Origin of the sequence: Salinicola halophilus, from assembly GCF_003206155.1 — a bacterium.
GTDB classification, from domain to species: Bacteria; Pseudomonadota; Gammaproteobacteria; order Pseudomonadales; family Halomonadaceae; genus Salinicola; species Salinicola halophilus.
Genome location: NZ_PZJV01000001.1, coordinates 1,092,759 through 1,106,209, shown reverse-complemented (window position 1 = coordinate 1,106,209; position 13,451 = coordinate 1,092,759). Strand labels below are relative to the sequence as shown.

Annotated in this window: 13 protein-coding genes and 1 tRNA gene; 7 read left to right on the top strand and 7 right to left on the bottom strand. The window is 63.8% G+C overall.

The genetic code is table 11. The annotated features are described in order from the left end of the window. Positions 1–65: 65 nt before the first annotated feature. The 3 genes from yajC to queA form a co-directional block, all read right to left on the bottom strand. Positions 66–398: a preprotein translocase subunit YajC gene (yajC, locus tag DOM33_RS04975; RefSeq protein ID WP_110666362.1), complete on the bottom strand. Its 333-nt coding sequence runs from the start codon at positions 396–398 to the stop codon at positions 66–68. Between the two features lie 147 nt (positions 399–545). Further along, on the bottom strand, positions 546–1,664 hold the full coding sequence (tgt, locus tag DOM33_RS04970) for a tRNA guanosine(34) transglycosylase Tgt (RefSeq protein WP_110666360.1): 1,119 nt from the start codon (positions 1,662–1,664) through the stop codon (positions 546–548). A 107-nt stretch (positions 1,665–1,771) separates the two neighbouring features. Next, positions 1,772–2,809, bottom strand: coding sequence for a tRNA preQ1(34) S-adenosylmethionine ribosyltransferase-isomerase QueA (gene queA, locus DOM33_RS04965; protein WP_110666358.1), 1,038 nt, complete (start codon positions 2,807–2,809; stop codon positions 1,772–1,774). Positions 2,810–2,952: 143 nt separating this feature from the next. Here queA and DOM33_RS04960 point away from each other — a divergent pair. The 3 genes from DOM33_RS04960 to DOM33_RS04950 all read left to right on the top strand — a co-directional run bounded on the left by DOM33_RS04960 (position 2,953) and on the right by DOM33_RS04950 (position 4,770). Beyond that, positions 2,953–3,039: transfer RNA gene (locus tag DOM33_RS04960), tRNA-Leu, on the top strand. Between the two features lie 124 nt (positions 3,040–3,163). Then, positions 3,164–3,316, top strand: coding sequence for a metallothionein (locus DOM33_RS04955; protein WP_110666356.1), 153 nt, complete (start codon positions 3,164–3,166; stop codon positions 3,314–3,316). An 809-nt stretch (positions 3,317–4,125) separates the two neighbouring features. Further along, positions 4,126–4,770 (top strand): Crp/Fnr family transcriptional regulator, encoded by a 645-nt coding sequence (locus DOM33_RS04950; RefSeq protein ID WP_239495268.1) that lies wholly within the window; start codon positions 4,126–4,128, stop codon positions 4,768–4,770. A gap of 132 nt (positions 4,771–4,902) precedes the next feature. Here DOM33_RS04950 and DOM33_RS04945 read toward each other — a convergent pair whose 3' ends face one another. The 3 genes from DOM33_RS04945 to DOM33_RS04935 form a co-directional block, all read right to left on the bottom strand. Next, positions 4,903–8,409 (bottom strand): acyl-[ACP]--phospholipid O-acyltransferase, encoded by a 3,507-nt coding sequence (locus DOM33_RS04945; RefSeq protein ID WP_110666353.1) that lies wholly within the window; start codon positions 8,407–8,409, stop codon positions 4,903–4,905. A 221-nt stretch (positions 8,410–8,630) separates the two neighbouring features. Then, complete coding sequence (locus DOM33_RS04940) at positions 8,631–9,089, bottom strand: carboxymuconolactone decarboxylase family protein (RefSeq protein WP_162617891.1); 459 nt, start codon at positions 9,087–9,089, stop codon at positions 8,631–8,633. Between the two features lie 222 nt (positions 9,090–9,311). Further along, positions 9,312–9,635: an ElaB/YgaM/YqjD family protein gene (locus DOM33_RS04935; protein WP_110666349.1), complete on the bottom strand. Its 324-nt coding sequence runs from the start codon at positions 9,633–9,635 to the stop codon at positions 9,312–9,314. Positions 9,636–9,781: 146 nt separating this feature from the next. On the opposite strand from DOM33_RS04935, the gene DOM33_RS04930 reads away from it, so the two are divergent. From DOM33_RS04930 to DOM33_RS04920, 3 genes are all read left to right on the top strand, one after another. Beyond that, complete coding sequence (locus DOM33_RS04930; RefSeq protein WP_110667540.1) at positions 9,782–10,390, top strand: LysE family translocator; 609 nt, start codon at positions 9,782–9,784, stop codon at positions 10,388–10,390. A gap of 105 nt (positions 10,391–10,495) precedes the next feature. Beyond that, complete coding sequence (locus DOM33_RS04925; RefSeq protein ID WP_110666346.1) at positions 10,496–11,002, top strand: NUDIX hydrolase; 507 nt, start codon at positions 10,496–10,498, stop codon at positions 11,000–11,002. A gap of 117 nt (positions 11,003–11,119) precedes the next feature. Then, positions 11,120–11,614 carry a glutathione peroxidase gene (locus DOM33_RS04920; protein ID WP_110666344.1) on the top strand — a complete coding sequence of 165 codons (495 nt, stop codon included), beginning with the start codon at positions 11,120–11,122 and terminating at the stop codon, positions 11,612–11,614. Positions 11,615–11,629: 15 nt separating this feature from the next. On the opposite strand, the gene DOM33_RS04915 is transcribed toward DOM33_RS04920, so the two are convergent. Continuing rightward, positions 11,630–12,031, bottom strand: a complete 402-nt coding sequence (locus DOM33_RS04915; RefSeq protein ID WP_110666342.1) for a DUF7079 family protein — start codon at positions 12,029–12,031, stop codon at positions 11,630–11,632. Positions 12,032–12,240: 209 nt separating this feature from the next. Here DOM33_RS04915 and fabV point away from each other — a divergent pair, with 209 nt between their 5' ends. Next, positions 12,241–13,440, top strand: a complete 1,200-nt coding sequence (gene fabV / locus DOM33_RS04910; protein WP_110666340.1) for an enoyl-ACP reductase FabV — start codon at positions 12,241–12,243, stop codon at positions 13,438–13,440. Positions 13,441–13,451 lie beyond the last annotated feature (11 nt).

Sequence of the window (13,451 nt, the reverse complement as noted above, 5' to 3'; positions counted from 1 at the left end):
GTCGTGCGAAGAGTGTCGCGGAAAAGGAAGCCGCCGGCGGGGGGAATAGCCGGCGGCGGGGAGAGTCAGATCGACTTCAGCGTTCCCTTGGGCAAAACGGAAGCGACGGCGTTCTTCTGGACGTTGACGACCGTGCCCTCGGCGATCTCCATGCTGAGGAAATCGTCGGTGACGTTGGTGATACGACCCATGATGCCACCGCCAATGACGACTTCGTCACCCTTGGACAGATTCGAGATCAGGTTCTTGTGCTGCTTGGCTCGCTTGGACTGCGGGCGCCAGAGCAGGAAGTAGAAGATCAGCACAAAGCCGACCAGCATGATGATCTGCGCGATACCACCGCCGGCGGCACCGCCTGCATCCTGGGCGTGTGCCGCAGGAATGAAAAAGTCCAGCATGGATCTATCTCCGAGCGTTGTAGTGAACTGGCTAGTGAACGAATTCAGGAAGCGGTATGAAGCCCGCCTGACGTGATTCGGTTACAGACCGCAACCCGCGATCGCGGCGCTGATCGACCCTGGTTCCACGACCGTCGAATCGACGGTTTACTCGACCATTGGCGGCACGGAAAGCCCGCGCTGCCGGTAAAAGTGTGCTACGAAGTCGGCCAATGTACCCGCTTCGATAGCCCCGCGCAAACCCGCCATCAGGCGCTGGTAGTAGCGCAGATTGTGGATCGTATTGAGCATCGAACCGAGCATTTCGCCACATCGATCGAGGTGGTGGAGATAGCCTCGGGAGAAGTGCTGGCAGGTATAGCAGTCGCACGTCGATTCGAGTGGGGCGGTGTCGTGACGATGGGTGGCGTTACGTATCTTCACCGTACCTTCGGCGGTGAAGAGATGGCCGTTGCGGGCGTTGCGCGTCGGCATCACGCAGTCGAACATGTCGACCCCGCGGCGCACGCCCTCGACCAGATCCTCGGGCTTGCCTACCCCCATCAGGTAGCGCGGCTTCTCTTCCGGCATCCACTGTGGCAGGTAGTCGAGGACGCGGATCATCTCCTCTTTGGGCTCGCCCACGGAAAGCCCGCCGATCGCCAAACCGTCGAAGCCGATCTCGAGCAGCCCCTCGAGCGAGCGCTTGCGCAGCTCGGGGTACATGCCGCCCTGGACGATACCGAAGAGTGCCGACGGCGAGTCGCCGTGGGCCGTGCGAGAGCGGGCCGCCCAGCGCAGCGATAGCTCCATCGACTTATGCGCTTCGGCTTCGGTGGCCGGGTAGGGCGTGCATTCATCGAAGATCATGACCACATCGGAGCCCAGCGAGCGCTGCACCGCCATCGACTCCTCCGGGCCCATGAAGACCTTGGCGCCGTCCACCGGCGAGCGAAAATGCACGCCCTGCTCGGTGATCTTGCGCATCGCACCGAGCGAGAAGACCTGGAAGCCGCCGGAGTCGGTGAGGATCGGCTTGTGCCACTGGGAGAAGTCGTGCAAATCGCCGTGGCCTTCGATGACCTCGGTGCCCGGGCGTAGCCACAGGTGAAAGGTGTTGCCGAGAATGATCTCCGCGCCAATCGCCTCGACATCTCGCGGCGTCATCCCCTTGACCGTGCCGTAGGTGCCCACCGGCATGAAAGCGGGAGTCTCGACCGTACCGCGCGGGAACGTCAGGCGACCGCGGCGGGCGCGACCGTCTTTGGCCAGACGCTCGAAGTTCATGAAGCAATCGTTTCGCATACTTGTCTCTCGAACTGTCGGGGCTCGGGCCAGCGGCGCGGGCCCGGCGAAAAATCATCGACCGAAGCGGTCGGCGGCGCGGATGAGGATCAGTCGGCGCGGCGGCGCTGGAGGAACATGGCATCGCCGTAACTGAAGAAGCGATAGCCCGTCGCGACGGCCTCCTGATAGGCGCGCATCACGGTGTCGTAGCCGGCAAAGGCCGAAACCAGCATCAACAGAGTCGACTCCGGCAGGTGGAAGTTGGTCACCAGCGCATCGACGCAGCGCCAGCGATAGCCGGGGTAGATGAAGATGTCGGTCTCGCCGCGATAGGGCGTGAGCTGACCGTCCTCCTGACTGGCGGATTCCAGGCAGCGCACGCTGGTAGTGCCGACGGCGATGACCCGGTTGCCGCTCGCTCGCGCCGCGTTGACCCGATCGCAGACGGTCTCGTCGACTTCGAGCCACTCGCTGTGCATGTGATGTTCGCGAATGTCGTCGACCCGAACCGGCTGAAAGGTGCCGGCACCCACGTGCAGCGTGACGAAGGCGGTCTCGACGCCGCGCGCGCGCAGCGCCTCCATCATCGCCTCGTCGAAGTGCAGGCCCGCGGTGGGGGCGGCGACCGCGCCCTCGCGGCGCGCGTAGACCGTCTGGTAACGCTCCCGGTCTTCGAGCTCGTCTTCGCGGGTGATGTAGGGCGGCAGCGGCATGTGGCCGTGGCGCTCGAGCAGCTCGATCATCGGGGTGTCGCCGAGAAAACGCAGCTCGAACAGCGCATCCTGCCTGCCCTCGACGACGGCGTGGATATCGCCTTCGAAGATCAGCTCGGTGCCCGGTTTGGGAGATTTGCTGGCACGCAGATGCGCCAGACCCCGGTGGGCATCGAGCGGGCGCTCGAGGAGCATTTCGACGCGGCCACCGCTGGCTTTCTGTCCGAAGAGGCGAGCGGGGATGACCCTTGTGTCGTTGAACACGACCACGTCGCCGCGCTCGAGCCGGTCGAGCAGGGCAGGGAAGCGCGCGTGTTCGAGCTTGCCGCTGTCACCCTCGACGCAGAGCAGGCGGCAGTCGGTGCGCTGTTCGGCGGGGTAGCGAGCGATCAACTCGTCGGGCAGATCGAAATGGAAGTCGGCGCGCTGCATGGTCACCACGGATCGGCTGAAAACGAAGACCCCGGGCGCCGCTGGCCCCGGCGGGCGAAGAGCGCGCATGATAAAGCACGTCGCCGATTAAGTCAGCGTGGCAATTGACGCTGATCGAAGCGTCCGTATAATGCGTCTCCGCTGCCGGCGTGGCGGAATTGGTAGACGCAGCGGATTCAAAATCCGCCGCTGGAAACAGTGTGTCGGTTCGAGTCCGACCGCCGGCACCACAGCTTTCGACCCTCCCTGTGATTCGCGCTTTGCTCCCCCGCGTGATTTCCTGTGTCCCTTCCGTGATTACATAACGCTTCTCGTCAGCGCTACAGTCGAAGCGTCAACAGAGGAGGACACGTTATGTCTCAACAGACTTGTGCTTGCCCCAACTGCGATTGCAGCGTCGACGATCAGGCCTTCGAAAAGGCGGGTCAGCGGTTTTGCTGCGAAGCCTGCGCGACCGGGCATGCCGACGGCTCCAAGGACTGCGGTCACGGCTGCAGCTGCGGCTAACTCGACACGGCGAGTCACTCGCCAGATCGAACGATAGGCACGATCAACGATAGCGACCGGTCAAGGTCGAACGAAAGGAGGGCTACGGCTCTCCTTTTCTCGTTGGGTCGATCGTATTCGCCCAGCGCGAGCGCGTCGGGTCTGTGATGTCGTTGTCAGAACGTCAACGCCTCAACCTCGAGAGTTGGACCCGCTACTTTCTCGCCGAGGACGCCCCTGTGGACCGATCGGTTTTTTCAGGGCCTGTTCGATGGCTTCCTCTCTGGTGAGGCCGGTCTGGATAAGCGATTTCATCCGCGTCTTGAGCGTGCTCGTCGGCATGCCTGCCTTCTCAGCCAAACTGGCGAGACTTTCCGGATCCCGACGCCGTCGCTTGGGGGCCTCGAACTTGGCTCGATCCTGACGGGTTAGATGCATGCGGGTGCCTACCTGTTGAGCGGTACGTCGTGAGGGTCGACTCGTAATGCGTTCTTCGGCGGCAATACACAAAACTTTACATTTTATTGGGACCGCGAGCGTTGTCGATGGCCCGTCCGCAACCGACTCGGTCTGTCGTCCGATGAAAGAGAATCAGGTAGGTGGCTGCGGAGGTCGACAGGACGCAACGCCCCGCACGTATGCTTGCGAACCCGGGTAACGGGCCCGACGCTTATATAATCGAAGTTATAGAAGTCGGTTCACTAACATGCTGTCATCGCTCGATATTTCGAGCAGACGGCATGGCGATGGAAACAGGCAAAGACTGCATCGTTCGACACTTCAGCCGGTACGGCAGTCTATCCGAAATCGAGCGGAAGCGACTTTCGGCATTGGAGGAAAGTCGAATCCCAACCGAGAAGGGCGAACCGCTCTGGCTCGAGGGGGACGAGGCGCGGCATTTCTGCACGCTGAGTGCGGGCTGGGCCTATGCCTATCGCCACTTCGCGGATGGCACGCGTCACATTCTCGAGCTGTTCTTGCCCGGCGACGTCATCGGCCTGCAGGAATTCCCCTTTCAACGACGGCTCTCCAGCGTCGCGATGCTCGAAGCGGGGGAGGTGCGTCCTTTCTCTCACCATCATCTGCTGGATTTCTTTCGCGACTCCTCACGCCTGACCGCATTGAGCTTCGCGGCCGCGTCCTATCGCCAAGCGCTGCTAGGGGCGCGGGTCGTGCACCTGTCGCGCCGAAGCGCGCGCCAGCGAATTGCCTACCTGCTGTTCGAACTCTTCTCACGGTTGAAGCGGACCGGGGAGGCGCTCGATGATCGTTTCAGAGTGCCGCTCTCCCAGCAGCATTTCGCCGACACGCTGGGGCTGTCGTCGGTGCATGTCAGCCGTACGCTGACCGTCTTTCGAGAAGAGCGGGTGCTGGAGCGCTCGCGAGACTGGATTCACATTCTCGACCCGAGCGCGCTAGCCCGGGAAGCCGGCGTGAGCGAATCCCTCCACGAGGGGCTGGTGGACAGCCACTAGTCGCTCTCGGAGAGGGGCGGCGCCCGTTAGCGCTGCGTTTGCCGTGGGCTGGAACGGCAACGCTGACGCCAGTTGCTGTTTCGGTCGCAGACTGAGTGCCCGCTCGCCAAGGTTGCAGGCGCCGGATGGCCGTCAGGCGCGGTTTGGCGAATCCGTTTCGCTGCGCGTCATGACCGTGACGTTTGCAGCGGCCAGCCGTCGGGCGGCCATCACGTCCACCTTGCCAGAGTCGAGCCGGGGAAGGTGCTCGACGGTCAGCCAGGCGCTCGGCAGCGTTGGCGTGCAGAGACCGGTTTCACGCAGGCGTCGAGTGATCGCCGGCCCGTCCAGTGATGTTTCCGAGAGTACGACGATTCGCTCTTCCCAATTCGAATCCGGCAGGTTCACTGCCACGAGTTCGATGTCATCGTCGTCGAGCGTGCGCGTTATCGCGCGTTCGATCTCGCCAAGGCTGATCATCTCCTCGCCGATCCTCACGCATCGCGAGGCGCGATCGATCAGCGTGAGAAAGCCGTCGCTGTCCAGAGCGCCTCTGTCGCCGGTCACGTACCAGCGTTGCCCGGCCAGCTCGACGATCACCTCGGCGGTCTGCACGTCGTCGAGATAGCCCTGCATCACCTGCGGCCCGCTCACCAGGACTCTGCCGGCCGCGTCGACCGGTAGCTCCTCCAGCGTCGTCGGGTCGACGACACGAATGCTGGTCCCGGGTAGCGGCATGCCTACCGTGCCGACCTTGCCGCCGCGCTGCACCTGAGCGTAGTGAACGTCGAGGGCGTCGGGCAGATTGACAGCGGCGACCGGCGCGGTCTCGGTCGCCCCGTAACCCTCGAAGAGCGGCTTGTGGAACCGGGTCTCGAACGCCTGTCGCGCTCGCGGGTCGAGCCGCTCACCGCCCGCAATGACGATTCTCAGGCTCTCGAGCATCGACGCATGCGCCTCCGGCTCACGGGCGATCGCGTCCAGCGAGGTCGGGGTGCCGCAGAGAATCGTCGCCCGATGCCTGGCGATCGAACGCGCGATGCCGGCGGCGTCGGTCATCTCTGGGTGGCATATCAGCGGCAATCCCTCGATCAGCGGCAAAAATTGCGTCACCGTGAGTCCGAAGGCGTGAAAAATCGGCAGTGAACCCAGCACGACATCGCCATGCTGGGTGTTGAGTACGTCGGAAGTCTGCTGAACGTTCGCCAGGATGTTGCGATGGCTGAGCTTCACCCCTTTGGGTTCGCCCTCGCTACCGCTGGAAAACAGGATTGCCGCCGTCTTCTCGGAACTCGTCGCCCGGCAGGCACGGGCGGCGAGCGTCGTTGCCGGCAGCCACGTTACCGCAAGCCGAGTCAGCAGGCGTGGCAGTCGGCCCGGTTGCGCCGCGAGGTCCTCGACGTACAGCCGCTTGCGCTCGTCGAGCGAACCGGTCACGTCCAGCCCCTGTCGCGCGAGTCCGTCGAGGAAGGCGCGCGACGTCACGATCGTGGTGAGTTCGGCGCGATCAATCATCGCCGCGAGCGTGGAAGCCGAAGCGGTATAGTTCAGATTGACGACGATGCCCCCCGCCAGCAGCGTTGCCATGTTGGCGATGGCACTGGCGCTGTCGCGGGGCAGTAGCAGGCCGATACGCCAGTCGCTCTCGTCATTGTTTCTCGAGCGTTGGCGTAACTGACCCGCCATCAGCAGACTGGCGATCAGCGCGCCGCGAGCGTCGAAGCGGTGGTCGTCGGCATCGGTAAGTGCCAGCGCTCGCGGCGCGCGCTTGACGCTGCGAATCCAGGCTTGCGGCAGTGTGGGCAGCCCCGCCATTGCCCGCTGCCAGGAGTGGGTGGCCTGTTCGACGATACGCCGCTTGATGACCGCCGCCGACGTGGTACGCGGCATGGGCGCACCAAAGGCGACCACCACCGCGCGATGTAGCGGCGCGTCACGTAGCGCCTTGAGCTTGCTCGATGAGCGCGAGAACTGGCTGCCCCACAGGCCGCGAAGATAGAAGGGTACGATGATGACGCTATCGTCGGCGCGCTGGCAGGCGCGCTCGAAGCCACGCCGAAATTCCCCTAGCTGGCCGGTGCGGCTGATCGCGCCCTCCGGGAAGAGGCAGACGACTTCGCCGGCGTTCAGGCACTCGGCAACGGTGTCGAGGGCGCGTTCGGCACCGGCGCCACGCTCGATGGGAATGCATCCGAGCGCTTTCAGCATGCCCTTCAGGTAGCGCCGTTCGTAGACGCTCTTGAGTAGCACGAACCGAATCGGGCGCGGGCTTGCGATCTGTACGATGGCCCAGTCGATCCAGCTTATATGGTTGCCGAGTAGCAGCACGCCACCTTGAGCGGGCAGGTTCTCGAGGCCCTGGACGCTGACGCGATAATGTCGTGTGAGTAGAAAGGCCAGCACGAAACGAACCAGGCTCTGTGGCAGTTTCACGACGGTGTAGAGCCCGCCGAGAATCGCCATGACGGCGACCAACGCCAGCAGGTAGGGGCTGTCGACGCCACCCAGTGCCGCGCCGGCGGTGAAGACCAGAAAGCCGAGCATCGCCAGATTCTGAATCCAGTTGTTGGCCGCAAGCACGCTACCCAGCTCGCCTTCGCGCGCATGGAACTGGATCAGCGCATTGAGCGGTGTGATGAACAGTCCGCCCATCAGGCCGATGAACGCAAAGTTCACCGCCTGCGATCCGGCGCTGTCGAGCAGAGGCAGCCAGGCGAGTCCGCAGGCGACACCCAGAGCGCCGACGGGAATCAGCCCCGTCTCGATCCGGTTGGGGGAGAGGCGGCTCGCCAGCGCCGAGCCCAGAGCGACCCCGACGCCGCTGGCGGCGAGTATTCCTTGAAGCACCAGCACGCTGTCGATGCCGACGTGCGCCTTGGCGTAGGCGGGGAAGGTCGCCAGCATGACCTGACCCACCGACCAGAACGTCGCCAGGCCGATGATGGAGAGACGCAGCACCGGTTGGCGAATGACCGCGCCGAGTTGCGCGCGCGCGATACGCCCGCTGAGATGATCCCACCAGGGAGAGGGCGAGCGACGCGCGTTGACTTCGTCGGCGGGCAGGCGATGAAGCATCAGCGCCTCGACGAGGCTGTTGAGCACCAGTAGCCAGCCGAGCGGCACGAGTTGGGTCAGCGTTGCGCCGGGCGCTTCGGACGAGGTCACGCGAAGTGCGAAAACTAGTGTGAAGGTGATAGTGCCGGCGAGAACGGCAGCGATGGTGATCGCCTGGACCATACCGTTGGCCTCGGCCAGCCGAGATTTCCCGAAGAGCGATTTGACCAGACCGTACTTGGCCGGGGAGTAGAAGGCCGACTGGATCGACAGCAGCAGGGTCAAAACGAAGGCCGCCCAGAACCAGCCGGCATGATAGGCGCCGGTAAGGGCCATGCAGATGGCCACCGCCGCCCAGGCGGATAGACGCATGATCCGCACCTTGGCGTAGCGATCCGCTATCTGGCCGGCGGGCGTGAAGAAGATGACGAAAGGTAGCAGTATCAAGGCGTTGATCAACGCCGTGAGGACGACCTGCGTATCGCCGCTGTAGGTTTGAAAGACCGTGTTCTGGATCACGATCTTGTGGCCGAGATCGACGAAGGCGTTCAGAAATATCGCGATCGAGTAGGGCCAGGCGCCCGGCAGGCGGTAGAGCTTTTCCATCGTCAGAGCCTTACGCGAGGCTAAAGGTCGTCAAGAGGGCCCTTGTCATGTTCGTTCGTCAACTGCCGTGGCCGTACGCTCATCGACAGCCGGGGACGCACGCTCGGCCACTATTCCAGTCGGTCGGGCATAAAAAACGTGGCGCTCGAAAGAATCGAGCGCCACGTTCGTTGCCTGGGCGATCTGAGCCGGGCGGCGGGCCGACCGGATTTTGGCGCTTTTCAGCCCGTGGCGCGGCGAGACGCCCGGCTCAGAGCGCTGGTCATTTCGATGGCCATCGTCAGATCCGCCAGCTCGCGAGGCGAGAACGCCGTCAAAGCGAGCTTGCGCGTGGCCGGATTGGCCGGACGGAAGTGAGTGAAAGATTCGCACCATGCCAGGGCGGCTTTTTCACGCTCGTCGAACGCGTCGGACTCCGACCATGCCGCGAGTGCGGCAAGTTTGTCGGCCGAGATGCCGAGCGCTTCGGCCTGCTCGCGGCGAAAGTGAGTGCAGGACAGACAGCCGTTGATCTGAGAGGCGCGGAGTTCTGCCAGGCAGCGAATGGAGGGATCGAGCGAGCAGGCGTGCAGCGCGCGCGCTGACTTGTCGATGTTCTCGACGTCGATGGTTTGCCACTTGTCAGTACTCATCTCGCGCTCCCTCAGGCTGGTTTTGATCATTAAACGCCGATCGATCACTGCATTCTACAGCTGCGATTGAGAAGTTTTATCACGGTTAAGCTTTGAAACGTAGGTTGGGTCGAGTATCGGCAAGTCTTCGAGAACAGCGGACGGCATCGGCGTCTCTCTTCCGAGCAAGGCACTCGGACAGTAGTGCCTCGCGTGACCGCCTGACACTCAACGCATACGCCCCGCAGCAGCGGGGCGTCGATCGATCGATTCACTCGCTCGGCCTGGCGTTCAGCGACGGCTGACGAGAAAGCCGACGAGGGCCCCTGCGAGTGCGGCAACGCCGATGCCTGACCAGGCGTGATCCTGAACGTAACGGTCGGCCTCGTTCATCGAGCGCTGCGTGGACTGACGCATGTTCTGCCGCCGGCGGCGCGCTTCCTTGGCCATCCGTGCATACTGCGCTTCGCTGCGCGCGCGAGCTTCCTCGATGGCATCTTCGCTGTCGTAACGTAGACCGCGGCCCAGCTCGCGCCCCTGATCGCCGATATCGCGAAAATCTTCCTGAATCCGATCGGCACGTGCGCGACGATCTTCACGTTGAAAAAGGCTCATGGTCACCTCCCTGATATTGATAAGCCATACAGCATTGATAGCGTAGTCGCTGCGCCGAGTCTGTGCGACTCGCCGCTGAGACGGGGGATGGGCGCCGGTCAGACGAGGCTGCGACGCGATTGCAGGAACTCGAGAAGGAGAAAGCGGTGTCGTGGGAACTTTGGCTGTCGCTGCTACTGGTCTGCACGCTAGGGGCGATGTCGCCCGGGCCAAGTCTCGCCGTCGTCATGCGCCACACGGTGGGGGGCGGGCGGAGAAACGGGGTGATCGTGGCCCTCGCGCACGCCCTGGGCGTAGCGTTCTATGCTGGCTTGACCGTACTGGGGCTGGCCGCGGTGGTCGTGCACCAGCCCTGGCTCTATCGTCTCGTCACCTGGGCGGGAGCGGCCTATCTGGCCTGGCTGGGGCTTCGTGCGTTGCAGAGCGGTCAAGGCGAAGCTTTCGACGTTCGGTCCGTTGCGGTTTCCGGCATTCGCGCTGCCCGCGACGGGTTTGCCATCGCCCTGGGCAATCCCAAGCTGATCGTCTTTTTCATCGCATTGTTGAGCCAGTTCGTCACCCCCGACATGGGCGCCGGTGCCGGCTGGCTGGTGGTTACGACGGCCGGCGGAGTGGATGGCACCTGGTACGTGCTGGTGGCACTGGCGCTTTCGCACTCCCGCGTACTGCCCTGGCTGCAGCGGCATGCCGTGGGCATTCAGCGCGTCACCGGGGTCGTGTTGCTGCTGCTGGCGGCCCGGCTCGTCCTGGGTTGACGGATGTTGTCCACCCGTTTTTCGCGTGGGGCCGCGTGAGGAAGAGCGCAACGCTCTCGATCCGCTTACCGAGCCTGCGCCTATCAACGAACACAAGGGGTCGTCATGACCGATGTCGTCATCGCCGACGAGCAGGTCCAGCTCGTCGATTCGCGCAACCGTCCGCGAGGTAGTGCGGCGCGTCGGACCATGCGCCGTCTCGCCTGCTGGCACCGGGCCACCTACGTGATCGTACGCAATGCCACGGGGCACATCTGCGTGCAGCAGCGCACGCTGCACAAAGAGACCTATCCCGGCGCTTTCGATCTCGCTGCCGGCGGCGTCGTCGGTGCGGGGGAGGCATCGCTTCCAGCGGCGCGGCGAGAGCTTGCCGAAGAGCTGGGCATCAGCGGCGTACGCCTGGACGGCGGCCATACCTTCCGCTTCGCCGAGGACGGCCTCCACGCGTTCGGCAGCGTCTACTGGGTCCACTACGACGGCGCGCTGCAGCTTCAGGCGTCCGAAGTGGCCGCGGTGCGTTGGCTTTCGCTCGGGCAGGCGCTGGCGCTCGAGGCAGCGACGCCCGACACCCGTGTCGCGCTTGCGCTCGCGGCCCGCGAGAATGGTTGGTGATGTCGCAGGCGCCGTGGCACTCTTCGCTTTCGTTTCACCGAGGCCCTATGGCAGCGATCGGGCCGACTGCTGATCGAGCGCCGCCGGCCGTTCATCGGATTCATCTATCGGTTCATCATGTCGATCTATACCCAAGACTGTCGGACACGGGCCGGCGAGGCTTTCAATCTACGGGCGCTGCGCGGTCAGGTACTGCTGGTGGTCAACGTTGCCAGCCGCTGTGGCTTCACGCCTCAGCTCGAAGGGCTGGAAAGACTCTATCGGGAATACCGCGATCAGGGATTCACCGTACTGGCCTTTCCCTGCAACCAGTTCGGCCGCCAGTCGCCGGAGTCGGCAGGGCACTTCGGGGCCTTCTGCGAACAGCGCTATGCGGTGACGTTTCCGCTGATGGAGAAAGTCAGCGTCAACGGGCGCCACGCCCATCCGCTGTTCGTGCATCTGCGACGCCAGGCGCCGGGCATGCTGGGGAGTACGCCGATCAAGTGGAATTTCACCAAGTTCCTGGTAGGCCGGGACGGCCAGGTGATCCGACGCTTTGGTCCTCGTGCGGTGCCGCGCTCGCTGAGAACCGCCATCGAGGATGCGCTGGACACGCCGTTCTCGGCGTGATGGCGCCAGCGGCGCTCAGGTCGGCGGGCGCTCACCCCGGGCGACCATGACGCGGACGACCAGCTCGTTGAAGCGGTAGCGACTCATCATGGTCGTGAGCCCCGAGAACAGCGACCAGCTGGTGCGGCGCCAGCCATTCAGGCGACGGTAGTGGCGCACCAGGCGCGTCAGCAACATGTTCTCGTCGAATTCACGCCACTGACCCGCCATCGAAAACTGATAGCGCGCCATCACCGGTGACATCTCGAGTCGGTAAACTCGCTCCAGTGCCTGTAGTGACAGTCCCATCGCATCGATCTCGCGGACCATCGCGGCGTAGTCCGATTCTCGCGGTTCGCGTTCGAGCCAGAGCGACGAGAGCGCAAGCCACAGCGCGCCGCGCTCGATGACGAGCGCTTCGATCTCCTGTTCGTCCATGGTACCTCGGCGCTTGTCGGCAGTCGGGCCAGCATCATCGATCAGCGTCTGCCCAGACTCAAGTCCATCGATGCCTGTGTTTCGTTCGCCATCGCTTGGATGTCGGCAAGTTAGCCCGGCCTTTCACCACCCTGTTAGAATGCGCTCCATGTCACGTTCCGACGGCTTCGTTGGAGCGTTTTGTTTCGGCTTTTGCTACGAGGTTCAACGTGATCATCAAGCCCAAGGTTCGCGGTTTCATCTGCACAACGACGCATCCCCGAGGCTGCGAGCGCAACGTCCTCGAACAGATCGAAACCACGCGCGCCAATCTCGCCGGCGTCGAAGGCGGGCCGCGCAACGTGCTGGTCATCGGCGCCTCGAGCGGCTATGGCCTGGCGGCCCGTATCACAGCGGCGTTCGGCTACGGCGCGGATACGCTGGGCGTGTTCTTCGAAAAGCCGGGCACCGAGAAGAAGCCGGGCACGGCCGGCTGGTACAACTCGGCGGCCTTCGACAAGTTCGCCAAGGCGGAAGGGCTCTACAGCAAGTCGATCAACGGCGATGCTTTCTCCAACGAGGTGCGTGAAGCCGCCATCGAGCGCATTCGCGAGGACATGGGCCAGATCGACCTGGTGGTCTACTCGCTGGCCTCGCCGGTGCGCAAGATGCCGGAAAGCGGGGAGCTCAAGCGCTCCGCCCTCAAGCCGATCGGCGAGACCTACACCGCTACCGCCATCGACACCAACAAGGACGCCATCACCGAAGCCTCCGTCGAGCCTGCCACCGAGCAGGAGATCGCCGATACCATCGACGTGATGGGCGGTCAGGACTGGGAGCTCTGGATCGATGCGCTCGATCAGGCGGGCGTGCTGGCACCGGGCGCACGCTCCGTCGCGTTTAGCTACATCGGTACCGACATCACCTGGCCGATCTACTGGCACGGGGCGCTTGGCAAGGCGAAGGAAGACCTCGACCGCGCCGCGAACGAGATCGACGAACGCCTGGGCCAGAGTGGCGGCAGCGCCAATGTGGCGGTGCTCAAGTCCGTGGTCACGCAGGCGAGCGCGGCGATTCCCGTCATGCCGCTCTACATCTCCATGGTCTACAAGGTGATGAAGGAGCAGGGCGTCCACGAAGGCACCATCGACCAGCTCAACCGGCTCTTCGGCGATCGGCTCTACGCCGAGAACGATGCCCCGGTAGACGAGGCAGGCCGGCTTCGCCTGGACGATTGGGAGCTGCGCGACGACATCCAGCAGGCGTGCAAGGCGCTCTGGCCCCAGGTGACCACGGAGAATCTCTTCGAGCTCACCGACTACGCAGGCTACAAGCACGAGTTCCTCAAGCTCTTCGGCTTCGAGCGCGACGACGTCGACTACGACGCCGATGTCGACACTGCCGTCGACTTCGATGTCGTCCAGGTCTGATCGACTGCTCG